The 24,702-nt window shown below is 63.4% G+C and carries 24 protein-coding genes; 15 read left to right on the top strand and 9 right to left on the bottom strand.

The features are described from left to right. The first annotated feature begins 44 nt into the window (after positions 1–44). The 3 genes from DEVEQU_RS14325 to rsmA all read left to right on the top strand — a co-directional run bounded on the left by DEVEQU_RS14325 (position 45) and on the right by rsmA (position 2,876). Positions 45–941 carry a peptidylprolyl isomerase gene (locus DEVEQU_RS14325; protein WP_126151280.1) on the top strand — a complete coding sequence of 299 codons (897 nt, stop codon included), beginning with the start codon at positions 45–47 and terminating at the stop codon, positions 939–941. A gap of 94 nt (positions 942–1,035) precedes the next feature. Beyond that, complete coding sequence (pdxA, locus tag DEVEQU_RS14320) at positions 1,036–2,037, top strand: 4-hydroxythreonine-4-phosphate dehydrogenase PdxA (protein WP_126151279.1); 1,002 nt, start codon at positions 1,036–1,038, stop codon at positions 2,035–2,037. After that, positions 2,034–2,876: a 16S rRNA (adenine(1518)-N(6)/adenine(1519)-N(6))-dimethyltransferase RsmA gene (gene rsmA, locus DEVEQU_RS14315; RefSeq protein WP_126151278.1), complete on the top strand. Its 843-nt coding sequence runs from the start codon at positions 2,034–2,036 to the stop codon at positions 2,874–2,876. The genes pdxA and rsmA overlap by 4 nt, the downstream gene beginning before the upstream one ends. 32 nt (positions 2,877–2,908) lie before the next feature. On the opposite strand, the gene DEVEQU_RS14310 is transcribed toward rsmA, so the two are convergent. The 8 genes from DEVEQU_RS14310 to fabD form a co-directional block, all read right to left on the bottom strand. Beyond that, positions 2,909–4,138, bottom strand: coding sequence for an MFS transporter (locus tag DEVEQU_RS14310; protein ID WP_126151277.1), 1,230 nt, complete (start codon positions 4,136–4,138; stop codon positions 2,909–2,911). Positions 4,139–4,304: 166 nt separating this feature from the next. Further along, on the bottom strand, positions 4,305–4,943 hold the full coding sequence (gene gmk, locus DEVEQU_RS14305) for a guanylate kinase (RefSeq protein ID WP_223214238.1): 639 nt from the start codon (positions 4,941–4,943) through the stop codon (positions 4,305–4,307). 9 nt (positions 4,944–4,952) lie between these two features. Continuing rightward, positions 4,953–5,843, bottom strand: a complete 891-nt coding sequence (locus DEVEQU_RS14300; RefSeq protein WP_223214237.1) for a YicC/YloC family endoribonuclease — start codon at positions 5,841–5,843, stop codon at positions 4,953–4,955. Then, on the bottom strand, positions 5,840–6,955 hold the full coding sequence (gene mltG, locus DEVEQU_RS14295) for an endolytic transglycosylase MltG (protein WP_126151276.1): 1,116 nt from the start codon (positions 6,953–6,955) through the stop codon (positions 5,840–5,842). The genes DEVEQU_RS14300 and mltG overlap by 4 nt, the downstream gene beginning before the upstream one ends. Positions 6,956–7,114: 159 nt before the next feature. After that, complete coding sequence (gene fabF, locus DEVEQU_RS14290; protein ID WP_126151312.1) at positions 7,115–8,377, bottom strand: beta-ketoacyl-ACP synthase II; 1,263 nt, start codon at positions 8,375–8,377, stop codon at positions 7,115–7,117. Positions 8,378–8,405: 28 nt separating this feature from the next. Beyond that, positions 8,406–8,642, bottom strand: a complete 237-nt coding sequence (locus tag DEVEQU_RS14285; protein WP_046103861.1) for an acyl carrier protein — start codon at positions 8,640–8,642, stop codon at positions 8,406–8,408. A 218-nt stretch (positions 8,643–8,860) separates the two neighbouring features. After that, positions 8,861–9,598, bottom strand: coding sequence for a 3-oxoacyl-[acyl-carrier-protein] reductase (gene fabG / locus DEVEQU_RS14280; protein ID WP_126151275.1), 738 nt, complete (start codon positions 9,596–9,598; stop codon positions 8,861–8,863). 48 nt (positions 9,599–9,646) lie between these two features. Then, positions 9,647–10,597: an ACP S-malonyltransferase gene (gene fabD, locus DEVEQU_RS14275; RefSeq protein ID WP_126151274.1), complete on the bottom strand. Its 951-nt coding sequence runs from the start codon at positions 10,595–10,597 to the stop codon at positions 9,647–9,649. A gap of 168 nt (positions 10,598–10,765) precedes the next feature. On the opposite strand from fabD, the gene DEVEQU_RS14270 reads away from it, so the two are divergent. The 12 genes from DEVEQU_RS14270 (at position 10,766) to DEVEQU_RS14215 (ending at position 22,862) form a co-directional block, all read left to right on the top strand. Continuing rightward, complete coding sequence (locus DEVEQU_RS14270; RefSeq protein ID WP_164550416.1) at positions 10,766–12,250, top strand: sensor domain-containing diguanylate cyclase; 1,485 nt, start codon at positions 10,766–10,768, stop codon at positions 12,248–12,250. Positions 12,251–12,490: 240 nt separating this feature from the next. Further along, complete coding sequence (gene rpsF / locus DEVEQU_RS14265) at positions 12,491–12,895, top strand: 30S ribosomal protein S6 (RefSeq protein WP_126151272.1); 405 nt, start codon at positions 12,491–12,493, stop codon at positions 12,893–12,895. 18 nt (positions 12,896–12,913) lie between these two features. After that, positions 12,914–13,168: a 30S ribosomal protein S18 gene (gene rpsR, locus DEVEQU_RS14260; RefSeq protein WP_067450285.1), complete on the top strand. Its 255-nt coding sequence runs from the start codon at positions 12,914–12,916 to the stop codon at positions 13,166–13,168. A 193-nt stretch (positions 13,169–13,361) separates the two neighbouring features. After that, a complete protein-coding gene (rplI, locus tag DEVEQU_RS14255) occupies positions 13,362–13,928 on the top strand; it encodes a 50S ribosomal protein L9 (RefSeq protein WP_126151271.1) in 567 nt (188 codons plus the stop codon). 233 nt (positions 13,929–14,161) lie between these two features. Then, positions 14,162–15,646, top strand: a complete 1,485-nt coding sequence (locus DEVEQU_RS14250; protein ID WP_126151270.1) for a replicative DNA helicase — start codon at positions 14,162–14,164, stop codon at positions 15,644–15,646. A 2-nt stretch (positions 15,647–15,648) separates the two neighbouring features. Next, positions 15,649–16,776 (top strand): alanine racemase, encoded by a 1,128-nt coding sequence (gene alr / locus DEVEQU_RS14245; protein WP_126151269.1) that lies wholly within the window; start codon positions 15,649–15,651, stop codon positions 16,774–16,776. A 379-nt stretch (positions 16,777–17,155) separates the two neighbouring features. Continuing rightward, positions 17,156–17,740, top strand: a complete 585-nt coding sequence (locus tag DEVEQU_RS14240; protein WP_126151268.1) for a DUF1697 domain-containing protein — start codon at positions 17,156–17,158, stop codon at positions 17,738–17,740. Positions 17,741–17,755: 15 nt separating this feature from the next. After that, complete coding sequence (gene radA / locus DEVEQU_RS14235) at positions 17,756–19,156, top strand: DNA repair protein RadA (protein ID WP_126151267.1); 1,401 nt, start codon at positions 17,756–17,758, stop codon at positions 19,154–19,156. 111 nt (positions 19,157–19,267) lie between these two features. Beyond that, the gene (locus DEVEQU_RS14230) at positions 19,268–19,894 is read left to right on the top strand and encodes a CvpA family protein (protein WP_126151266.1); all 627 of its coding nucleotides are present in this window, start codon (positions 19,268–19,270) and stop codon (positions 19,892–19,894) included. Between the two features lie 147 nt (positions 19,895–20,041). Further along, positions 20,042–21,532: an amidophosphoribosyltransferase gene (gene purF / locus DEVEQU_RS14225; protein ID WP_386849521.1), complete on the top strand. Its 1,491-nt coding sequence runs from the start codon at positions 20,042–20,044 to the stop codon at positions 21,530–21,532. Beyond that, the gene (locus DEVEQU_RS14220) at positions 21,532–22,266 is read left to right on the top strand and encodes an SDR family NAD(P)-dependent oxidoreductase (RefSeq protein ID WP_126151264.1); all 735 of its coding nucleotides are present in this window, start codon (positions 21,532–21,534) and stop codon (positions 22,264–22,266) included. The genes purF and DEVEQU_RS14220 overlap by 1 nt, the downstream gene beginning before the upstream one ends. 2 nt (positions 22,267–22,268) lie before the next feature. Further along, entirely contained in the window at positions 22,269–22,862 is a 594-nt protein-coding gene (locus tag DEVEQU_RS14215) for a GNAT family N-acetyltransferase (RefSeq protein WP_126151263.1), read from the top strand. A gap of 440 nt (positions 22,863–23,302) precedes the next feature. Here DEVEQU_RS14215 and DEVEQU_RS14210 read toward each other — a convergent pair whose 3' ends face one another. Beyond that, positions 23,303–24,589 (bottom strand): hemolysin family protein, encoded by a 1,287-nt coding sequence (locus DEVEQU_RS14210; protein ID WP_126151262.1) that lies wholly within the window; start codon positions 24,587–24,589, stop codon positions 23,303–23,305. Positions 24,590–24,702 lie beyond the last annotated feature (113 nt).

The following is a 24,702-nucleotide window of genomic DNA, read 5'->3' as shown; positions in this document are numbered from 1 at the left end:
CCAGACGCCTCATTGAAGGCGGGTTGCAGAAAGCGGACACAAACATGACCTTTGCTTCTCTTCGGCGCGTTGCAGGCGCCGCGATCCTCGGCCTGGCCATGGCGTTTACTGCCGTCGCGCCCTCGTTCGCCGCCACTGTCGTTACTGTCAACGGCGTGCAGATTTCCGACGTGCAGGTCGACCAGCGGTTGCGCCTGTTCCGCCTGGAAGGCAACAATACCGGACGTAACGGCGCCATGGAGCAGCTGATCACTGAGGCCATTCAGATGGCAGAGGCCAAGCGCCTGGGCGTCAACGTGTCCAATGCGCAGGTCGATGAGGCGTTTCTGCAGATTGCGCGCAATCTCAAGGTCAGCCAGGACAAGCTGGCCGATATGCTGCGCCAGGGCGGTATCAACACCGATACGCTCAAGGATCGCCTCCGTGCCGCAATTGCCTGGAACGCGGTGGTCGAAGGCGCGGTGATGTCGCAGGTGCAGATTTCGGACGCCGAACTCGACCAGCGCGCCGCCAGCAAGATCGCTGACTACCAGAATTTCGACTACATCCTCAAAGAGATCATCTTTGTGGGCCAGGGCTCGGGCGCCCGCACCGGCCAGGCCAATCGCTATCGTTCGAGCTTTGCCGGCTGCGATACCGCCGTCGACCTCTCGCTGACCTATACCGACGCCGCCGTGATCGATGTCGGCCGTCGCCATGCAACCCAGTTGCCCGACCCGATCGCCAAGGAACTGGCCGGTCTGAATGTCGGTGGCATCACCAAGCCGCGCGTGGTCGATTCCGGCGTCTCGATGCTGGCGATCTGCGAAAAGGTGCAGGCGCAGGACCTGACCTTCGTGAAGAGCGAACTGGAAGCCGAAGCCGGCAATAGCGCGCTCAAGGGCAAGACCGAGGAATATCTGGCAACGCTGCGCAAGAACGCCAAGATCATCTACAACTGATCCGGTCTTGCGGACACGGCGACAACGCCTGAGACTGACTGATGCGGCCGGAGCCTCGTGTTATGCACATCCCTCCGTCCGCCCGAGGGCCGAAATGACCAAACCGCTGGCGATCAGCATGGGTGAGCCAGCGGGCGTCGGACCCGACATCATCCTGATGCTGTTCGCCCGCCGCGGTGAACGCGCCCTGCCGCCCTTCATCGTTTTCGGCAATATCGACTTCCTGCGGTCGCGCGCGGCGCGGCTGGGGCTCGACATCGCCATCGAAGCCGCTACTGCGGCTAATGCGGCGGCAATCTTCGCGCGCGCCCTCCCCGTTTGGGACATTGCGGGCGACGTGCCCGACCAGCCGGGCCAGCCGCATGACGCCGCCGGCGCCGTGGTGGTCGCAGCCATTGCCGAGGCGGTAGCCGCCATTCAGCGCGGAGAGTGTCGAGGGCTGGTGACGGCGCCGATCCACAAGGGCGCGCTCTATCACACCGGCTTTGCTTTTCCCGGCCATACGGAGTTCCTGGCTGCGCTTTGTGCCGAAGACGACGTCGTGCCGCTGCCGGTGATGATGCTGGCGCATGAGGATCTGCGCACCGTGCCGCTGACTATCCACGTGCCGCTCAAGGACGTGCCGGGGCTGATGACGGCCGAGCTGATCCACCACACGCTGCGCGTCATGGATTATGATCTGCGGCGGCGCTTCAGCATCGCCGATCCGCGCATTGCCGTGGCTGGCCTCAATCCGCATGCGGGTGAAGGCGGGGCCATCGGGCGGGAGGATATCGACGTGATCGCACCCGCTATCGAAAAGGCCCGGGCCGATGGAATCGATGCCGTCGGGCCGCTGCCTGCCGATACGCTGTTTTTCCCGCCACACTGGCGCAGCTATGACGCGGTGCTGGCCATGTATCACGACCAGGCGCTGATCCCGATCAAGACCGTGGCCTTTGACGCCGGTGTCAATGTCACGCTGGGCCTTCCCATAGTGCGCACCTCGCCCGACCACGGAACCGCCTTTGACCATGCCGGCAAGGGCACGGCATCGGCCACCAGCTTTGCCGCGGCCATCGCCCTGGCCGACAGAATGACTGAAACCACCACATGAGCCAGATCGATTCCCTGCCGCCGCTGCGTGAAGTCATTGCTGCCCATGGCCTCCGGGCCAAGAAGGAGCTGGGGCAGAATTTCCTGTTCGACCTCAATCTGACTGCTCGCATCGCCCGGGTCGGGGGTTCGCTGGAAGGTGTGCGCGTCATCGAGGTGGGGCCGGGGCCCGGCGGGCTGACCCGGGCGCTCCTGGCCGAAGGCGCACGTGAGGTGGTTGCCATCGAGCGCGATGCGCGTGCGCTTCCGGCGCTGGCCGAAATTGCCGAGGCCCATCCCAATCGCCTTACGGTGATCTCGGGCGACGCCATGGAGATGGATTATCGGCTGCTGGCGGAAGGACCGACGCGGATCATTGCCAACCTGCCCTATAATATCGGCACGCCGCTGCTGACCGGCTGGCTCACCATGGAGCCCTGGCCGCCCTTCTTTGAAAGCCTGACGCTGATGTTCCAGCGCGAGGTGGCCGAGCGTATCGTTGCCAAGCCCGGAGACGACGCCTATGGCCGGCTTGGTGTGCTCGCCGGCTGGCGCACCGAGGCGCGGATCGCCTTCAATGTCGGCCGCCAGGCCTTTGTGCCGCCACCGAATGTCACCTCGGCCGTGGTGCATCTGGTGCCCAAACCGGTTGAACCGGACCTGCCGGTCAAGCTGGTCGAACAGGTGACAAAGGCTGCCTTCGGACAGCGCCGCAAGATGGTGCGCCAATCGCTCAAGGCGCTGGGCGTGCCGGTGGAGGGTCTGTTGGCCGCCGCAGGCCTCAAGGGCGACGAGCGGGCAGAGGAATTGCCGATCGCGGCCTTTCTCGCCATGGCGCGGGCGCTACCGGACCTGCGATAAGATCTTCTCGAAGGACCCGGGCCCCCACAGAGCTAATCCATCGAAGTTGGCTCAGGTGTGCTTTCGGGCATTGAGAGCGGCGCGATGAAGACCAGCCGTATCGCTGCCAGCAAGGCCAGAAACGCGGCGCCGCCCGATACCAGCATGACGCCGGGCCAGCCCCATCGGGTCCAGGCAAAGCCGCCCAATGTGCCGAGGATCGAAGCACCAAGATAGTAGGCGACGAGGTAGATGGCGGAGGCCTGCGCCTTGCCGATGCGGGCGCGGCGGGTGACCCAGGCGCTGGCGACGCCGTGGGCAGCGAAGAAGCCCATAGTCGCGACACCAAGACCGGCAATAACAACGGGGGTCGAGGGTACGGCGGTGATGACGACGCCGACACCCTGCATGGCCACCAGTGCCCAGAAGACCTTTCGACGACCGAGACGCTGCGACAAGGCCCCGGCCCAGGTCGAGCTGGCGCTGCCCAGCAAATAGACCAGAAAGATCGCGGCGACGGCCGAGTGGCTCAGCGCAAAGGGCGGCAAGGCGAGCCGGAAACCGGCATAATTGTAGAGCGTCACGAAACCGCCCATCAGCAGAAATGAGCTAGCAAACAGCCATGGCAGTGCGGCATCGGAAAAGCTGGCGAGACATCGCCGCCACAATTCACCGAGGCGGATGGGATCGCGCAGCAATTGGCGTGGTTGCGGCAGCAGCACGGCCACGGCAATCGCCGCGACAAGGATCAACCCGGCGAGAATGCCGGTGCCCAGCCGCCAGCCGAGAAAGTCCGACAGCACGCCAGAAATGACGCGACCGGCCATGCCGCCAATGGCGGTGCCGCCGATATAGAGCCCCATGGAATAGCCAAGGGCGTCAGCATCCATTTCCTCAGAGAGATAGACCATGGCCACGGCTGGGACACCGGCCAGGCTGATGCCCATGAGCGTCCTCAGCGTGATGAGTTGCCACCACACCTGGGTGAATGGCAGCAGACAGCCGAGAATGGCGGTGAGCAGCAAGGCACCGACAATGAGCGTGCGACGGCCGAGACGATCGGCCAGGAGGCTCGCGGGGATAAGCGCAAGCGCCATGGTCGCCGTGGTTGCGGACAGGGCAAGAGAGGCGGTGCCAGCATCGCGCACCCAATATTGCGCGAACATGGGCAGCAGCGGCTGCACGGAGTAGAGCGAAGCAAAAACGGAGAAGGCCGAAAGGAAGAAGGCCACATTGGCGCGAATAAATGCCGGCGTGCCGCGCCGAATGGCAAGGCTGGTCATGACTGGCACCGAAAGCCGACAAGCACGATCATTTCCGCGCCTACTTTGTCACCCTCGGGCTTGAGCCGAGGGGCCTTTACGTCCTGCGGCCTCGCAAAGTGTAGGTCCCTCGAGGCAAGCCCGAGGGTGACGATCGGGGGCCTTGGAATAACTGCACTTCACTCTCTCAAAGAGAATCGATCTGCTGCTGCAAGTCTTTGACAAAGCTGGTCAAATCCAGCTGGCGCTCGCGCTTTAGCCGGGCCGAGGCGAGGATTGACCGGACGTTCTGCACCGACTGCTCGAGATCGCGATTGATGATGACATAGTCATACTCGCCGGCGTGATCGAGCTCGATCCGGGCATTGCGCAGGCGCTTTTCGATGGTACCGACGCTGTCCTGGGCGCGGCGCTCGAGCCGGGCGCGGAGCTCTTCGATAGTGGGCGGCAGGATGAACACGGTCACCATGTCGGCGCGGCATTTTTCATAGAGCTGCAGCGTGCCCTGATAGTCCACGTCGAACAGGATATCCTTGCCGGCGGCGAGTTGCTCTTCGACCTTGGCACGCGGGGTGCCGTAGAAATTGCCGTGCACCTCGGCCGATTCAAGCAGGCCGCCCTCGGCCTTCATGCGGTTAAAGGTGGGTACATCAACGAAATAATAGTGCGTGCCCTCCACCTCATCGCTGCGCCGCGCGCGCGTGGTCACCGACACGGACAGACGGATATTGGGGTCCTGCTGGAACAGAGAGCGCGAAATCGATGACTTTCCGGCGCCGGAAGGGGAAGCAATCACCAGCATCACGCCGCGGCGCTGAAATTCCATCTGAGCACTCTATTCGATGTTCTGAACCTGCTCGCGTAGTTGATCGATCGCCGCCTTGAGGTCAAGACCGATCGCGGTGAGCTCCACTGCGTTCGCCTTGGCGCAGAGCGTATTGGCTTCGCGATTGAATTCCTGGGCGAGGAAGTCGAGGCGGCGGCCGACCGGCCCGCCATCGGCAATGAGCTTGCGGGCCGCCGTGATATGGGCGCGGAGGCGATCGAGCTCTTCCTGGATGTCGGCTTTGGTGGCGAGCAGCAGCGCCTCCTGGGCCAGCCGGTCCGGCGGCAGGCCGGCATCGGCGACAAGATTGGCCAATTGGGCGCGCAGCCGCGCTTCGACGTGCTCGCGCGCGCGCGCCGGATGATCCTGGGCGTCTGAAACCAATGCCTCGATGCTGTCGAGCACACGGTTGAGAATCATGGCGGTGGCCCTGCCCTCTTCAACACGCATGGCGCAGAGGTACTCGATGGCTTCGGCGGCACAGGTCATGACCAGGGCGGCGATGCCGTCCTCATCATCAGACAGGGTCGGCTGGTCGAGGACCAGCACGCCGGGCAAGGCGAGGATGTTTTCGAGCGCCGGCGGGGTGCTGGGGGAGATGCGGGCGGAAAGTGTTTCCATGGCCGCGAGCACCGTCTCCAGCGCTGCAGGATTGACCCTCACGCTGCCGCCAACGCTGTTGCGCTCGACGGTGACGACGAGATTGACCGACCCGCGCGACAGGGCCCGGGAGACTTCCTGGCGCAGCGGAATATCCAGCGCATCGAAACCGGGCGGCAGGCGTAACCGCATGTCGAGATTGCGGCCGTTTACAGAGCGGATCTCAAGGCGGACACTCTGCGGCCCGTCCGCGCGTTCGGCGCGGGCGTAACCGGTCATGCTGGCAATGGAGCTGCTCACTGTGCGCTGTCTTGGGCTTCTTCGGCCTGCTCGGCCTCAAGCGCCTGGCGGGCCTGCTCGGCCTCGGCCTCCGCCTGTGCCGCAGCCTCGGCGGCTATGGCACGATAGCGGGCCACATTGGTCTGGTGCTCGGCATAGGTCTCGGCAAAGACGTGACCCTCGCTCGGGGTTGCGCCCTTGGCCACGAAGTAGAGATATTTGTGGGTGTCGGGATTGGCGACGGCGCGCAGGGCCTCGATGCCCGGATTGGCGATGGGCGTCGGCGGCAGGCCGTCGATCTGATAGGTGTTGTAGGCTGTCTTCTGCTCGATTTCCGAGCGGCGAATGCCGCGATCGAGCGTGCTCTGACCCAGGGTAATGCCATAGATGATTGTCGGGTCGGACTGCAGGCGCATGCCGGTGCGCAGGCGATTGACGAAGACGGCAGCGACTTCGGGACGCTCGGAGGCGACGCCGGTTTCCTTCTCGACGATGGACGCCAGAATCAGCAACTCGGCTGGTGACTTGAGCGGCAGGTCGGCGACACGGCCCTCCCACACGGTGGCAAGCGCCTGGGTCATGGCCAGTTGCATCTTGTCGAGCACCGACTGGCGGGTATCGCCGGGAGTGTAATCATAGCTTCCGGGCAGGATCGAGCCTTCCGGTGGCAGAGTGGTGATTTCGCCGGTCAGCCGGTCATCGTCGGCAAGGCGGCGCAGCACCTGCCAGGCGGTCCAGCCTTCGGGAATCGTGACGGCGTAGCGGATCGGGTTGCCCTCGGTCAGCTCGCGCAAAATGTCGGACATGCTGGCCTGGGCGGGAATGCTGAAATCGCCGGCCTTGACCACGGTGTTCTTCTCGACCCTGCCGCCGAACTGGCTGAAAATCAGCGCGTTGGAGATAAAGCCCTGCTCCTCGAGGCGATTGGCGGTGGTGGTCAGGGTGTTGCCGGATTCGACGCGGAAGATGCGTTCTTCCTGGACCGGACCGGCGCCGTAATACTGCGAAGCGACGTAGAAGAAGCCGCCGCCCACGACGACGAGACCGATGACCAGCAGTGTCAACATGCCGTTCAAGACGTCGATCAAGGCGTTGCCCGAGCGGCGGCGGCGGCGTGTCCTGCGGTCGTTCATGGTATCGGCTTCACTCGCAAAAGGCCTTGTTGCGGCCTTGTTTCATTATCTTTTGCGCCAAACTATGGCGAAGCGGCTGCATTGTTTGCATGACGCGCGACAAAAACAAGGGGCACATCGCGCGTTGACGCGATGTGCCCCTCACAAAAGGTGGAAAAATCAGCTGACCTTGCGCATGACCAGCGTGGCATTGGTTCCGCCAAAGCCGAAGCTGTTGGACAGGGCCACATTGATTTCCTTCTTGAGCGGCTTGTGCGGCACAAGATTGATCTCGGTCTGGACCGAGGGATTATCGAGGTTCAGCGTCGGCGGCGCGATGCCGTCGCGCATGGCGAGCAGGCAGAAGATGGCCTCGACCGAACCGGCAGCACCCAACAGATGGCCAACGGCCGACTTGGTGGAGCTCATCACCGTCTTGGGGGCAGCATCGCCCAGAACGCGGGTCACCGCGCCCAGTTCGATCTCGTCGCCAAGCGGCGTCGAGGTGCCGTGGGCATTGATGTAGTCGATGTCGGCGGCCGAAATGCCGGCGCGCTTGATCGCCGCGCTCATGGCGCGGAAACCACCATCGCCATCGGGCGACGGGGCGGTGATGTGATAGGCATCGCCCGACAGGCCATAACCGATCACTTCGCCATAAATCTTGGCGCCGCGGGCCTTGGCGCGCTCGTAATCCTCGAGCACGACGATGCCGGCGCCTTCACCCATCACGAAACCGTCGCGATCCTTGTCATAGGGACGCGAAGCCGCGGTGGGGTTGTCGTTAAAGCCGGTGGACAGAGCACGGGCAGCAGCGAAGCCGGCCAGAGACAGCCGGTTGACGCAGCTTTCCGCACCGCCTGCAACCATCACGTCCGCATCACCCAGCGCGATCAGACGGGCCGCATCGCCAATAGCATGCGCACCGGTCGAACAGGCAGTGACGACGGAGTGGTTCGGTCCCTTAAGGCCGAAGCGAATCGACACCTGCCCGGAGGCAAGGTTGATCAGCCGGCCGGGGATGAAGAACGGGCTGATGCGGCGCGGACCCTTTTCGTGCAGGGTCACCGACGCATCATAGATGCCGCCGACACCGCCGATACCAGAGCCAATCAGGACGCCAGTGCGTTCCTGTTCTTCCTGGGTCTTGGGTTCGACGCCGGCATCCTGAATGGCCTGCGTTGCCGCAGCCATGGCATAGACGATGAAAGGATCGACCTTGCGCTGTTCCTTCACCTCCATCCATTCATCGGGATTGTATTTGCCATCGGCATAGTCTCCCAATGGAAGGCGGTGGGCGATCTGGCACGCGATATCGTCGACTTGGAAGTCGTCGATACGCTTGGCACCACTCTTACCGGCAAGGATGTTGGCCCAGGTAGGCTCAACGCCACACCCAAGAGGCGTGACAAGTCCCAATCCGGTGACGACGACTCGGCGCAATTCCATGGTCAGCGGCCTAGCCCCCAGATCAGCTGGTGGCCTTGGTCAGGAAAGCGACGGCATCACCGAAGGTCTGGATGGACTCGGCGGCGTCATCGGGAATCTCGACCGAGAATTCTTCCTCGAAAGCCATGACCAGTTCGACCTGATCGAGCGAGTCTGCACCCAGATCGTCGATGAAGCTGGCCTTTTCGGTGACCTTCTCGGCATCCACATTGAGGTGTTCCACAACGATCTTGCGGACCCGATCAGCGACATCGCTCATATTTGACTTCCCTTTTAGAAATCGACGTTTCGTTTCGCTTCTTATTGGCGGATCGCCAATTCTTCAAGCTGTGTTGGCTTGCTCGGAGGCAGTGTAAGCGGCCCGATGGGCGCCTGCAAGGCAGACCGGCAAGGGTAAACGCGGCGCGACGTAACACGTTTCATACGCAATAGCCAACCGCGTTCTGCCCGGTTTCCAAGGCTTTTGGCCTTTGGAAGTCAAATCATGGCCATGCCGCCGTTCACATTCAGCGTGTGTCCGGTGATGTAGGCGGCTGCATCGCTGGCCAGGAAAACGGCCGATGCGGCGATTTCCTGGGCCGTGCCGAGACGACCGGCCGGCACGCTGGAGAGGATCGACTCGCGCTGCTTGTCGTTGAGCTCGTCGGTCATGGCCGAGGCGATGAAGCCGGGAGCAATGGAGTTGACGGTGATGTTGCGGCTGGCCACTTCGTGGGCCAGCGCCTTGTTCATGCCGATGAGGCCAGCCTTGGAGGCGGCATAGTTGCCCTGCCCCGGATTGCCCATCACGCCCACGACCGAGGAGATGCCGATAATGCGGCCCCAGCGCTGCTTCATCATCCCGCGGAGCACGGCGCGGTTGAGATGGAAGGCGGCGGTGAGGTTGACGGCGATGACCTCGTCCCACTCTTCATCCTTCATACGCATGAAGAGGTTGTCGCGGGTCATGCCGGCATTGTTGACCAGAATGTCGAGCCCGCCCATGGCCGCTTCGGCAGCCGGGACCAGCTTGTCGACTTCCTCGAGCTTGGAAAGGTTGGCGGTCAGGATCGGGCAGTCCTTGCCGATTTCCTTCTGCGTATCTTCCAGCGCCCCAATGCGGGTACCCGAAAGCGCAACAGTGGCCCCTGCTGCGGCCAGGGCCTTGGCGATCTCGCGACCAATACCGCCGCTGGCGCCAGTGACGAGTGCGCGTTTACCAGTCAAATCAAACATTTAGGGCCTCTTGGAAGAGAAACAGAGTCAAGCACTTCAGATGGTGAATCAAGCACCGAGCTGGGCGACGAAAGCATCGATATCGGCCGGAGTGCCGATGGCCTGGGCAGTGGCTTCGGGCGCAATGCGTTTGGCGAGGCCAGTCAACACCTTGCCGGAGCCGAGTTCGACCAGGTTGGTGACGCCCCCGGTCGTGGTGAGCCAGGAGACACTCTCGGTCCAGCGGACGACGCCGGTGACCTGTTCGACGAGGCGCTGGCGGATTTCGGCCGGGTCGGAAATCGGCGCAGCCAGCACATTGGCGACCAGCGGCACCACCGGCGCCTGCATGCTGACTTCTGCGAGGGCAGTGGCCATGGCGTCTGCGGCCGGCTGCATCATGGAGCAGTGGAAAGGGGCGCTGACCGGCAGCAGAAGAGCGCGCTTGGCGCCCTTGGTCTTGGCGATTTCGACGGCGCGTTCGACGGCGCCGGTTGCGCCGGATACGACGACCTGGCCGGGCGCGTTGTCATTGGCAACGTCGCAGACCTCGCCCTGCCCGGCTTCAGCCGCCACCTGACGCGCGGTTTCGACATCAAGGCCGAGAAGGGCAGCCATGGCGCCATGGCCGACGGGGACGGCTTTCTGCATGGCCTGGCCACGGGTACGCAGCAGGCGGGCGGCATCGGCAATGGTGAAAGTGCCAGCGGCGCAGAGGGCGGAATATTCACCCAGCGAGTGGCCGGCGACGAATTTGGCGTGGTCCTTGATGGAGACACCGCGCGCTTCGAGCACGCGGATGACGGCCATGCTGACAGCCATCAGCGCCGGCTGGGCATTTTCGGTGAGGCGCAGAATGTCCTCGGGGCCTTCGAACATAGTGGCCGACAGGCGCTCGCCCAAGGCTTCATCGACTTCCTGAAAGACCTGGCGAGCCTCGGCATAGGCGGCGGCAAGATCCTTGCCCATGCCCACGGCCTGGCTGCCCTGCCCCGGGAAAGTGAATGCTGTAACGGACATCTGCGCCCCCTCTAAAGACCTCAATGCGCCACTTCGTTAACTGAGCGCACGCTTACCTGCGGCTTTGCAGTCTGGTTGTGGCAGAGTCAAGGCGCGTAAACCCCCATGGGCCAAACGCACACTTTCTTAGGGGATGTGCGCGAGGCTCTGGCGAGGAGAACGGATACGATGCTGAAAGGGCCAAGTCAGGGCCACCGTTGGAAAATCGATCTCGACATACCGCTGGTCGAAGCCTTTGTCGTGTGCGTCATGGTTTTGGCGGCCTGCCTCGTCGGCATTCACTCGCGCTTTCTGTTCTCGTTGGCCAGCATCTGGCCTGCCAATGCGCTGCTGCTGGGTTGGCTGCTGGTGCGGCCGCGCGCCAATCGGCTGCTCGTCTGGATCGGCGCGATCATCGGTTATGGATTGGGCGACCTTTATGCGGGTTCGAGCCTTTTGAGCATTGTCCTGCTCAATGGCGCCAATCTGGTGGGCATTGCGGCCGGCTTCACGCTCGCCCGATGGCGCGGCGTGACCCCGCTGCGGCTGGGATCGCCCGAAGACGTGGTGATGACCATTGTCGTCGTTGCCGTGGCTTCGGTGACCACTGCAGTGGCCGGCGGGCTCAGCGGCCCCATCCTGTTTGGAATGCCGGCGGGGAGCGCTTTCGGCATCTGGCTGGCGGCGGAATTTGTCAATTACGCCCTCTATTTGCCACTGGTGCTGGCTGCCGCCTCCGGCTCCTTGCGCTTCCTGTCCCGCAGCAGCCAGCAAAGGCTGCACCAATATGGGGCACTGGCATGCCTTTCCGTACTCATCCTGTCGATGAGCGGCATTGGCGGTCCGGGCGCACCGACCTATGTGGTGCCGGGTCTTTTGTGGTGCGCCATCGTTTTCCGGCCATTCGCCAGTGCCATCCTGACCGCGGCGACCTGCACCTGGATATTGATTGCGGTACCGCTGGGCTATTTCCGCCTGCCCTATGAATTGGTGACCCCGGCCGAAGTCACATCCTTCAGGCTTTCGATCGGCATGATGGCAATGGGCGCCTTTGCAGTTTCGGCGATCAGCAGCGCCTGGCGCGGGATGAATACCGAGTTGCGGCACCTGGCGGCCCACGATCCGCTGACCGGCGTGCTCAATCGCGGCGCTTTCCTGACCCGTCTCAATCAGCAGGTCAGCGGCCGAAACGGCGCGTTCGGCTTGCTGATGCTCGATGTCGACCACTTCAAGGCGATCAATGACAGTTTTGGCCATGCCGCAGGCGACAATGCGCTGCGGACCCTGGCGGAGGTGATGCGTCAGGCGCTGCCGCAGCAGGCCATCATCGGTCGCCTTGGCGGCGAAGAATTTGCCGCCATTCTCGCCCGACCCGATGATGCGGCCAATCTTGCGACAGCCGAGGCTTTGCGCTCGGCGATAGCCGCCACCGCGATCCTGACGCCGGACGGGGTAGCAATCCATGCCACGGTCAGCATCGGCGTCGGCATGGGAACGTCTGGCTGCAACCAGACCGAACTGCTTGCGGTCACCGACGCGGCCCTCTACGCCGCCAAACATGGCGGGCGAAACCTCGTCGTCAGCGCCGCTCCTTGCACGCACCGGCCTACCGAAGCGCCGAAAACAAACCCATCAGCGCCGCGGCGTCGCAACGTCATCAGACGGACAATGTGACTTGCCAGACCGGGCCGGTTCCCCTATAGCGACGCCAGCAATTCGTTTGGCCGGGGGCTGAACGGAGGGTTTTTCCTTTGGCAGACGGGGTTCTCCGAACCTTGCTTTGGGAAAGATAGGGTTCTTCGAACCCGGCCTCCCGTGTTCCCGCTCTTTGCAAGACTGCTTTGACGCCTTTCCGGCTTCGAAGGGGCTCCGCGCCAGGCATTGCTGAGTGAAACTCGAAAGGAAGGCGCATCAATGGCCCTCTACGAACATATCTTCCTCGCGCGCCAGGACGTGTCCCAGCAGCAGGTCGAAGAACTGACCACGGCCCTCACCGACATCCTGGCTCAGGGCGGCGGCAAGGTGACCAAGAACGAATATTGGGGTCTCAAGGGTCTCTCCTACCGCATCCGCAAGAACCGCAAGGCGCACTACACCCTGCTCAATCTCGACGCTCCGGCTGCTGCCATTGCCGAGATGGAACGCCAGATGCGCATCAATGAAGACATCCTGCGCTTCATGACCGTGCGCGTCGACGAGCTGGAAGAAGGCCCGTCCGCGATGATGCAGAAGCGCGATCGCGATGACCGCGATGGCGGTGGCCGTCCCGGTGGCGACCGCGGTGGCTTCTCCGGCGAACGCCGTCCGCGCCGCTTCTAAGATAAGGAACGAGTAAAAATGGCTATTAAAGACCTTACCACTTCCCAGGCCCGACGCCCGTTCCAGCGTCGTCGCAAGACCTGCCCGTTCTCGGGTGAAGGCGCGCCGAAGATCGACTACAAGGACGTGCGCCTGCTGAGCCGCTACGTCTCCGAGCGCGGCAAGATCGTGCCGAGCCGCATCACCGCCGTTTCTGCCAAGAAGCAGCGTGAACTGGCTCGTGCCATCAAGCGCGCCCGCTTCATCGGCCTGATGCCCTACGCAGTGCAGTAAAACACAGACTTCATGATTGCCGTCATTGCCCGGCTTGACCGGGCAATCCAGCGGCGCGGAAGTATGGACCACCCGGTCAAGCCGGGTGGTGACGATGGTGGTGGCATCCAGTTTGCCTCCACCAAAGCTGGGGTCGCGAATGGTTCGCGGCTCCTAACCGCCCCAGAGGCGGGACAGCCAAAGGATAAAAGACATGAAAGTCATTCTGCTCGAGCGCATCGGCCGCACCGGCACGATCGGCGACGAAGTCAACGTCAAGGACGGCTTTGCCCGTAACTTCCTTCTGCCCCAGGGCAAGGCCCTGCGCGCTACGGAAGCCAACCGCAAGCGTTTCGAAAACGAGCGTGCTCACATCGAGCAGCGCAACGAAGAGCGCCGCAACGCCGCTGCCGGCATTGCCGAAGGTCTCAACGGCCATGCCGTCGTGCTGATCCGTCAGGCTGGTGAAACCGGCCAGCTCTATGGTTCGGTCGCTGCTCGTGACATCGTCGAGGCCCTGGCCAATGACGGTTTCACCATCCAGCGCAACCAGGTCGACCTGCCCGACGCCATCAAGTCGGTCGGCGTCCACACCGTGTCGCTGTCGCTGCATGCCGACGTTGCCGTCTCGATCACCGTCAACGTCGCCCGTTCGGGTGACGAAGCGGAGCGTCAGGCTGCCGGTGAAGACGTCACCGTGCACACGTTCGAAGCTGACGAAGGCGGCGACTTCGCTGCCGGCCAGGCCGACGCTGCCCAGGACGACCGTTTCGAAGAGTAGTCTTCGACGCCAAACTGCATTCGAAAGGCCGGGCTCAGCGCCCGGCCTTTTGCTTTTCGAGGGCAAGACGGACAGAGAATCGGCGCGAAAGCGGCACAAGCCCGGGCGATCACATTCCCCGTTGTCCCCAGTGATCACAGTCGCCATTCGCACTAACTTAACCGGCGCGCCGTTAGCCCAAGACTCATGCCCGAGTCGCGTGATTAAGAAAGGTTAACACCCCAGGAACCGTCATGGCCGAGATTGCTAGGCTGCCTATCGCCGAAGAAAAGTCCTTCCGCCTCGCGCCCCACAATGTGGAAGCCGAACAGGCACTGCTGGGCGCGATCCTGATCAATAACGACGCCTTCTATCGCGTCGCCGACTTCCTGATGCCCGAACATTTCTACGAGCCGGTGCATCGCAATATCTACGAGATTGCCGGCAAAATCATCCGCGCCGGCAAATCGGCCGACCCGACCACCATCAAGACACACCTGCCCGACCAACTGTTGCCCGAATTGACCATGGCGCAATATCTGGCGCGCCTCGCCGCCGAGGCAACTACGGTCATCAACGCCGCCGACTATGGGCAGGCGATCTATGACCTGGCCATTCGCCGCAGCCTGATCCTCGTGGGTGAGGAAATGGTGTCGGTCGCCTATGAATCGGATGTCGAGATGACGCCGGTCAAGCAGATCGAAAAGGTGGAGGGCGAGCTGTTCCAGCTGGCCGAAAAGGGTCGCTATGACGGGGGCTTTCAGAGCTTTTCGAGCGCCCTGACCGCCTCCATCCAGATGGCTGGCGAAGCCTTTCAGCGCGATGGCGGGCTTTCCGGCGTCGCCACGGCCCTGCACGACCTCGACAGGCAGATGGGCGGATTGCAGCGCTCGGACTTGATCGTGCTGGCCGGCCGCCCCGCCATGGGCAAGACCTCGCTCGTCACCAATATCGCCTATAATGTCGCAAAAGCCTGGCGCGGCGACGTGACCGCCGATGGACACAGCAAGACCGTCGATGGCGGCATTGTCGGCTTTTTCAGCCTGGAAATGAGTTCGGAACAGCTGGCCACGCGTATTCTGGCCGAGCAGGCGGAAATTTCCTCCTCGGACATTCGCCGCGGCCGTATCCATGACAGCCAGTTTACCAAGCTGGTCGATGTGTCCAACATCATGAGCAAGGTGCCGCTCTATATCGACGATACCGGCGGTCTCAGCGTGGCGCAGCTGGCGGCGCGGGCGCGGCGGCTGAAGCGGCAGAAGGGGCTCGACCTTTTGATCGTCGACTATTTGCAGCTGTTGTCCGGCTCCTCGAAAGCCTCGAGCCAGAACCGCGTGCAGGAACTGACCGAGATCACCACCACGCTCAAGGCCCTGGCCAAGGAGCTGGAAGTGCCCGTCATCGCGCTGTCCCAGCTCTCCCGCCAGGTGGAAGCCCGCGACGACAAGCATCCGCAACTGGCGGATCTTCGCGAATCGGGCTCTATCGAGCAGGACGCGGACGTGGTTCTGTTCGTGTATCGCGAAGAATACTATCTCAAGAACAAGGAGCCCAAGGAGGGTACGCCCGAACATCTGACCTGGCAGGCGGAAATGGAGAAAGTGCACGGCAAGGCGGAAGTGATCATCGCCAAGCAGCGTCACGGTCCCACCGGCACGGTGCAGCTCAGCTTCGAGGCGCAATTTACCCGCTTTGGTAACCTTGCTCGGGCAGACTACCTGCCCGAACGCATGGAATAGGCATGACGCTGACCTCTGGCCTTGGCGGGCAATTAAGCATCGATCTGGGCGCTTTGGCCCGCAACTGGCGCGCCCTCGACAAGGTGAGCGCCGGCGCGTTGACTGCCGCCGTGGTGAAGGCCGACGCCTATGGCACCGGTATCGAAATGTCGAGCAAGGCGCTGCACGCCGCGGGCGCCCGCTTCTTCTTCGTGGCGACGCCGGACGAAGGCATGACGGTGCGCGCCGCCCTGCCCGATGCCCATATCTTCATTCTCGGCGGCCTCTATCCGGGCGCCGCAAATCTCTATATCCGCCAGAACCTGATGCCGGTCATCGGCTCGATGGCGATGCTGGAGGAATGGCTGGGCAAGTGCATCGAGCGCAATGAGGCCTATCCCAGCGCCTTCCATTTCGACACCGGCATCAACCGGCTGGGCTTCCGCCTCAACGAGGCGGCGCTGGTGCGCGAGCGCATTGAGCGGCTGGGCTATGCCCCGCAAATGGTGATGAGCCACCTGGCCTGTGCCGATCAGCCAAGCCACGAAAAGAACCGTACCCAGCTGGCGCTGTTCGGTTCGGTTATGGCGCAGTTTCCCGGCATCCCCGCGTCACTGGCCAATTCGGCCGCCCTGATGACCGGGCGCGACTATCATTTCCAGATGGTACGGCCCGGGATTGCCCTTTATGGCGGCCGCGCCGTGGCGGGCCGGAAGAACCCCATGGGCACAGTGGTAACGCTGCATGTGCCGATCCTGCAGGTGACCGAGGGGCGGACCGGAGAATCGGTGGGTTATGGCGCCACCTATACGCTCAACCGCAATTCCAAGCTGGCCATCATCGCCCATGGCTATGCCGATGGTTTCTTCCGCTCGCTCTCGGGCACCAATCAGCGGCCGGGTGGCAAGGTCTATATCCGCGGCAAGCTCTGCCCGGTGGTGGGCCGCATCTCCATGGATATTTCCGTCATCGACGTGACCGAACTGGGATCGGACCTGCCGATGCCGGGCGAGGGCGCGGAGGTGTTCGGGCCGCATGTGAGCGTGGACGACCAGGCCGACGCCGCGGGCACCATTGGCTATGAGATGCTCACCAGCCTCAAGGGGCGGTATAACCGGAACTATGTCGGGGACGGACGGCTGCCGGAATAGGGGTGCTGTCTAGCCCCCCACCCGGCCTCGTCCTGAAACAGGGGGCGGAGCAGAGGTGACGAACCATGGCGCAGAGAGTGCTGTTGGTTCCTCGCTCTATCTCGCGGGCAGGCGGCGTCCCACCCACCACACCGCCCTCGGGCTCGACCCGAGGGCCAAGCCCCACGCGCGTCAGTGCCACTCTGGTGGCGCGCTGACAGGCCCTCGGGTCGAGCCCGAGGGCGGACCAGTGATCGTTGTGCCTGTCGAGGCAGAACCCTCTTACCCACAGGTCAGTTCGGGTCATTCCAGAATGTATCCACAACAAAGTTCTCTTTTTGTTCTTGATGCGAAACAGGCACGGTGATAGCGTCCGGCATCGTGCTGAGAGATCCTACTTTTGCCTCATCAAGCCCACCCCTATGTCATCCTGCTGCGCGCCATTGGGCCGGCGACGCATCGGCTGATGGGGATGGCGCAGTGGCGGGAGGCTGCTGAAGCGGCGGGGTTCATGGCGCCGGAAACAGTGCTCAACACCGGGAATATGGTGGCCGATTTCGCAGGGGATGCGACTGCCACCCGACAGGCGATGCGCGTGGTGCTGCGCGGGTTCGGGCTGGGAGAGAATGTTGCCCCGATCGTGCGGCGCCCTGCCCTGCTGGAGACGCTGATCGCGGCTGATCCGATCGCCGCTGCGGCCAAGGATCGTCCGGCAGAAACCGCTGTGTTCTTCTTCGCCTCGGACAAGCTGGACTTTGCCTGGCTTGGCGACCATGACGGCCCGGAGAAGACACATGTGGTCTCGGACCATCTGATTGTCGACTTCACCCGGGATGTGGCGAAGTCCTCGCGGTTGATCCGGCTCATCGACAAGCATTGCGGCCTCAACACTGCGCGCAGCTGGAGCAGCATGCGCAAGGTCGCCGCCAAGGCGCGGGACCGAGCGACCCGCCAGAACACCAATGCCGCCAGCGGCGACGAATAGAGAACGAAACGACCCATGGCCAAGAATCGATCGCAATTCATCTGTCAGTCCTGCGGCGCTGTCTCGACACGCTGGCAGGGCCGGTGCGATGCCTGCGGCGAGTGGAATTCCATGGTCGAGGAGATCGTGGATTCCGGCGTGGGCGCGGGGCCGAAAGCCGCCAAGTCCAATGGGCGGCCGGCCAATCTGGTGCCGCTATCGGGGGAGACCGAAAGCGCCGCGCGCGTGGTGACCGGGCTCGCCGAACTTGACCGGGTCACCGGTGGCGGGTTTGTGAAGGGCTCTGCACTCCTGGTGGGTGGCGATCCCGGCATCGGCAAGTCGACGCTGCTGCTGCAATCGGCGGCGGCGCTGGCGGCCAAGGGGAAGCGGGTCATCTATGTGTCGGGCGAAGAAGCCGTGGCGCAGGTGCGCCTGAGGGCGCAGCGGCTGGGCCTGGGCGAGGCCGGCGTGCTGCTGGCGGCCGAAACCAATGTCGAGATCATTCTCGCCACGCTGGAAAGCGGGCCCCCGCCTGATCTCGTCATCATCGATTCGATCCAGACGCTGTGGACCGACCGAGTGGACTCGGCACCGGGCACGGTGACGCAGGTGCGCACTTCAGCGCAGGCGCTGACGCGTATGGCCAAGAAGAGCGGCGCGGCGGTGGTGCTGGTGGGGCATGTCACCAAGGACGGCCAGATCGCCGGGCCGCGCGTGGTCGAGCACATGGTGGATGCTGTGCTCTATTTCGAGGGCGACAGCAGCCACACTTTCCGCATCCTGCGCGGGGTGAAGAATCGTTATGGCGCCACCGACGAGATCGGCGTCTTTGCCATGACCGAGCGCGGGCTGGAACAGGTCGCCAACCCCTCTGCCCTGTTTCTCGACCAGCGTGACAAGGACGCAGCGGGCTCCGCCGTCTTTGCCGGCATGGAAGGCACGCGGCCGCTGCTGATCGAAATCCAGGCGCTGGTGGCGCCCTCGCCACTCGGCACGCCCCGCCGCGCCGTGGTGGGCTGGGATTCCTCGCGCCTCTCCATGGTGCTTGCGGTGCTGGAAACGCGCTGCGGCGTGCGCATCGGGGCCAATGACATCTATCTCAATGTGGCGGGCGGTCTCAAAATCAACGAGCCAGCGGCCGATCTGGCGGTTGCGGCGGCTTTGATCTCTTCGCTGACCGGTTCGCCCCTGCCGGCGGAAGCGGTCTATTTCGGCGAGATTTCGCTGGCCGGCGGCGTCAGGCCGGTGGTGCATGGGGCGCTGCGGCTGCGCGAGGCGCAGAAGCTGGGCTTCCGTTCGGTGGCGACGGGGCGGCTGGGGGCGGCCGACAAGGCGCCGGGGCTCGAGGTCACCGAATATGCCCAGCTCAGCGACATGGTCAGCCGCATCGCCGCCAATGGCAAGAAGCCCATGCCAGAGCCGGAAGGGTGGTAAAAGTTAACAAAGAGTTTTCATGCAAGCGCGACCGCTGCCCTTGGCAGGGGCGATCAAAGCGGCTAATGGTCCCCTCAAGGCCGGGGCGCAAGTAAAACTAGGCGAAGATATATGCTGACTGCATTTGACGTTGGTGTGGGCGTACTGGTGCTGATTTCAGCGATCCTGGCGACGGCGCGGGGCCTCACCCGCGAAGTGCTGTCGCTGGCCACCTGGGCCGGCTCGGCCGCGATCGCCGTCTATATGTATCTCTACCACCCCGAAATCGCGCAGCAATATATCGCCGAGGAGCTGGTGGCCAATATCGCCACCGTGGTGGTGACCTTCATCGTCGCCCTCATCGTGCTGCACCTTTTGACCATGCGCATCGCCGACTTTGTCGTCGATAGCCGCATCGGGCCGATCGACCGGACGCTGGGCTTCGTCTTCGGCGTGCTGCGCGGCGTGCTGATTGCCATTGTCATCACCATTTTCGGCCTGTGGCTGCTGGGCAGCAACCTGCCGGACTGGGCGCGCAATTCGCAGTCGCTGCCGCAGCTGCGCAGCATGGGCGAGACGCTGATCTCGATGTTGCCCGATGGGCTGGAGCAGAAGGTCACCGAAGTCATCAAGGGCGGCGGCGCCAATCTGACCGAGGATCCACAGGCTCCGGCTGCCGGTCTCGATGGCGTCGACCCGACGCTCGACGGCACCGTCGATCCGACCGATCCGGTCGACGAAGTGCAAACACGAAGCTGATCTCGGACGGGAGCTTGCGCCCCGTTCAAGTCTGCCGGACACACTTATCCGTGGTGGCCGACAGGATTTTGCGCTATTGGCGTTGGCAATCGGCCAGGCGATAGGCCCGCCGCCCCAGCGGACATGATTTTTGGCATGGAGACCCAGGTGACCCATCCGAGCGATGACGATTTCGATCTCTCTGGGGACACGCTGCATGAAGAGTGCGGCGTGTTCGGCATTTTGGGGCACACCGACGCCTCGACACTGACCGCTCTCGGCTTGCATGCGCTGCAGCATCGCGGCCAGGAAGCAGCCGGGATTGTCAGCTTTGACGGCCGCCAGTTCTACCAGGAAAAGCATATGGGGCTGGTGGGCGACCATTATACGGACCCCGCCGTGCTGGCCAAGCTGCCCGGGACCATCGCCATCGGCCATACCCGCTATTCGACCACCGGCGAAGTGGCGCTGCGCAATGTGCAGCCGCTATTCGCCGAACTCGAAGACGGGGGCATCGCCATTGCCCATAATGGCAATTTTACCAATGGGCTGACGCTGCGCCGCCAGATCATCGCCACCGGCGCCATCTGCCAGTCCACGTCGGATACCGAGGTGGTGCTGCACCTGATCGCCCGCTCGCGCCATTCCTCGACCAGCGACCGCTTCATCGACGCGCTGCGCCAGATGGAAGGCGGCTATGCCATGCTGGCAATGACGCGCACCAAGCTGATCGCGGCGCGCGACCCGGTGGGCATCCGCCCACTGGTGATGGGCGAGCTTGACGGCAAGCCTATCTTCTGTTCGGAAACCTGCGCCCTCGACATTATCGGCGCCAAATATGTGCGCGATGTCGAAAATGGCGAAGTGATCATCTGCGAAATCCAGCCGGACGGCTCGATTTCGATCGATGCCCGTAAGCCGGCCCGCAAGGTGCCCGAGCGGCCATGCCTGTTCGAATATGTCTATTTCGCCCGCCCCGACAGCATGGTGGCCGGCCGCAGCGTCTACAAGGCGCGCAAGAATGCCGGCATCAACCTGGCCAAGGAAGCCCCGGTCGAAGCCGATGTGGTGGTGCCGGTGCCCGACGGCGGCACGCCCGCGGCTATCGGCTTTGCGCAGCAGAGCGGCATCCCGTTCGAGCTGGGCATTATCCGCAACCACTATGTGGGCCGGACCTTCATCGAGCCAACCCAGCAGATCCGCGCCTTCGGCGTGCGCCTCAAGCATTCGGCCAACCGGGCCGAGATCGCCGGCAAGCGCGTGGTGCTGATCGACGATTCCATCGTGCGCGGCACCACTTCGCTCAAGATCGTGCAGATGATCCGCGATGCCGGCGCGACGGAAGTGCATATCCGCGTCGCCAGCCCGATGATCTTCCACTCCGATTATTACGGCATCGACACGCCTGATCCCGACAAGCTGCTGGCCAACCAATATGCCGATATCGAGGCCATGTGCCGGTTCATCGGCGCGGATTCGCTGCAGTTCCTGTCCATTGACGGGCTCTACGAAGCGGTGGGCGGCAAGAAGCGCGATCCCAAGGCGCCGCAGTTTACCGACCACTATTTCACCGGCGACTATCCGACACAGTTGACCGACCTCAATGGCCGGACCATGAACGACCCCAAGCAGATTTCGATGCTGAGGGAAGCGGGCTGATGGCTGAAAACAAGGAACTGGCCGGCAAGGTCGTATTGATCACCGGCGCGTCGCGCGGCATTGGCTATGCGGCGGCGCTGGAAGCCGCACGTCGCGGCGCCCATGTGGTGGCTGTCGCCCGCACGGTCGGCGGTCTCGAGGAACTCGACGACGCCATTCAGGAGCTCGGCTCCAGCGCAACGCTGGTACCGCTGGACCTGCGCGACGGCGACGCCATCGACCGCGTCGGCGCCGCGATCTATGAGCGTTGGGGACATCTCGATGGGCTCGTTGCCAATGCTGGCCTTTTGGGCGTGCTCAGCCCGGTCAGCCACATCAAGCCCGACGAGTTCGACAAGGTCATGGCTGTGAACGTCACGGCGAATTACCGCCTGCTGCGCTCGCTCGACCTGCTGCTGCGCCAGTCCGAGGCCGGACGCGCGGTCTTCGTGTCGTCGTCTGCTGCCCGCTCGGCACGCCCGTTCTGGGGGCTCTACGCCGCCAGCAAGGCGGCGCTGGATGCGCTGGTGAAGTCTTATGCCGGCGAGTTGGAGCAGAGCAAGGCCCGCGCCAACATCTTCTATCCCGGTGCCGTGCGCACGGCGATGCGGGCCAAGGCCATGCCGGGGGAAGACCCGGAAACCCTGCCGCAGCCGACCGAGATCGCGCCGAAGCTGATCGACCTGTTGAGCCCCACGCTCACCGAAAACGGGCGGCTCTTCGACATGCCCAGCGGCAAGTTCGGCGACCTCTGACCATGGTGGAGCTGCGCCCCTACCGGTCCGACGACCTCGAGGCGCTTTACCATATCTGCCTCGTGACCGGCGATTCCGGTCGCGATGCGTCGCCGCTGCACAACCATCCCAAGTTGATCGGGCATCTCTATGCCGCGCCTTACGCGGTTATCGAGCCCGATCAGGTGCTGGTGGCCGAAGACGATCTGGGCGTGGCCGGCTATATCGTGGGCACCTATGACACCGACCGCTTTGCCCAAAAGCTCGAAGACCAGTGGTGGCCGGCGTTGCGCGCGCAATATGCAGCGGTTGAGGACCTGACAGAGGCCGATAGCCGCCGCGTCGCCGCCATCATCAAGCCACACAGGACACCAGCCGAGCTGGTGGCGCGCTTTCCCGCCCATATCCACATGAACCTGTTGCCGCGCCTCCGCGGGCAGAAAGTCGGCACACGGCTGTTGCAGCGCTGGGTGGAGGAGGCCCGTGCCGCCGGCGTGCCGGGCATCCATCTCGGCGCCAATTCAGGCAATAGCGGCGGTATCGCCTTCTGGAAAAGCGGCGGGTTCATCGAACAGCAGGTGGTGGGGACCACGGCCTGGTTCGGGATGGATATTTAGGGCGGTTCACGTTCTGGTTGATGCGGCTCCATCGCTCCCTCGCCCTTGATGAGGAGGGCCGGGGTGGGGGTGCTGAACTATCCGGGAATCCGTTCGTTCATGGGGGTTTGCTGAACCCGCGGTACCCCCACCTAGCCTCCCCCTGTAGAAGGGGGAGGGAGAGCAGGAGCCGAGGGCTCCGTGCCTCCCAACGCGATCAAATGAACACGTCCCCTTGGGGGGAGCGCCCAGAGTCCACCTCAAAGTTGCAATGATCTCGGTTTCGACGCGACACGTGCAACGAGCCCGAGGGCGGAACGGTGGGGGCGGAGGCGGTGTGCCATCAGGCAGCTCCAATTCGCGCCCGCCGAGCTTGGGAAGGCCAGGAGGGCGATAACGCGCCCTGCCCCATACAAAAACGCTCCCCGAAAGGGGAGCGTCGACAGGCGACTAGGTCACGATCAGCTCGGGACGACCAGGGAGGATACCAGCACCTTGTCGATGCGGTGACCGTCGAGGTCGACGACTTCGAAGCGCCAGCCCTCGCGGTCGAAGGTTTCGCCCACGGCCGGCAGGTGGTTGAGATTGGCCAGGATGAAGCCGGCCAGGGTCTCGTAACGCGCGTCCTTGGGGATGCTGATCTTGAAGCGCTCGCTGAGATCGTCGACCGGCATCCAGCCGGCGACCAGCCAGGAGCCATCCTTGCGCTGCACCACGACAGGATCGTCGCCCGGTTCTTCGTTGTAGACGCCGGTGATGACTTCAAGCACGTCGCCGAAAGTCACGATGCCTTCGAAATGACCGTATTCGTCGACCACCAGCGCCATCTGCACCTTGGACTTGCGGATGGATTCCATCACGTCCAGCGCGTCGGAATGCTCCATGACAACAGGCACCGGCTTGACCAACTTGCGCAGGTCAGGCTGCTGGCCAGCCGCAAGATCGGGCAGCAGGTCGGAAAGCGCCAGCACACCGAGAATGGAATCCGCGTCCCCATCCTGCACCAGCAGGCGCGAATGGGTGCTGTTGAGGATGATGCGCAGGTTGTCCACAAAACTGTCCTGAACGTCGATGACCTCGACGTCGAGACGCGGGGTCATGATGCCGCGTGCCGAACGATCGGCGAGGCGCATGACGCCGGAGATCATCGAATGCTCGCCGGTTTCCAGCACGCCGGCTGTCGTGGCTTCGGCAATGATGGTGCGCACTTCTTCTTCGGTCACCGACTCTTCGCTCTGGCCGGTCTGGCCGAGCAGGCGCAGCACCAGCTTGCCCGAGATATCGAGGAACCAGACGATCGGGGTACCGATGAGCGCAAGAATGGCCATGGGCTGGGCCACGCGGGAGGCGACGGCTTCCGGATTGCGCAAGGCGATCTGCTTGGGCACGAGTTCGCCCAAAATCAGCGAGCAATAGGTGATGACCACGACCACCAGGCCCACGCCGCCGACATCGGCGATGTTGACGGGAACACCAATGCTTTTCAGACCCTCGCTGAGGCGCGCACCCAGAGTGGCGCCGGAGAAGGCGCCCGACAGGATGCCGACCAGGGTGATGCCAATCTGCACGGAGGACAGGAATTTGCCCGGGTCTTCGGCCAGTTTGATGGCCGTGGCCGCCCCTTTATTGCCTTGATCGGCCAGCGCCTTGAGGCGCGCGGGACGGGAGGAAACAACGGCCAGTTCGGACATGGCCAAGGCGCCGTTCACGATAATCAGAACGACGACGATAAGGATTTCTTCTAACACCAAAGTGCTTCAATTACACGCCGCAACCCATGGCGGGTGTTTCAGTGGCGCGCACTATAGGGCAAAGCGGAAACACGTAAAGAGACCATAAGGATGAAGGGACAGCGCCTGCG

The organism is Devosia equisanguinis (assembly GCF_900631955.1).
Taxonomy (GTDB): domain Bacteria; phylum Pseudomonadota; class Alphaproteobacteria; order Rhizobiales; family Devosiaceae; genus Devosia; species Devosia equisanguinis.
Note: the sequence above shows the minus strand (reverse complement) of the source record. Positions and strands in the feature narration are given on the sequence as shown.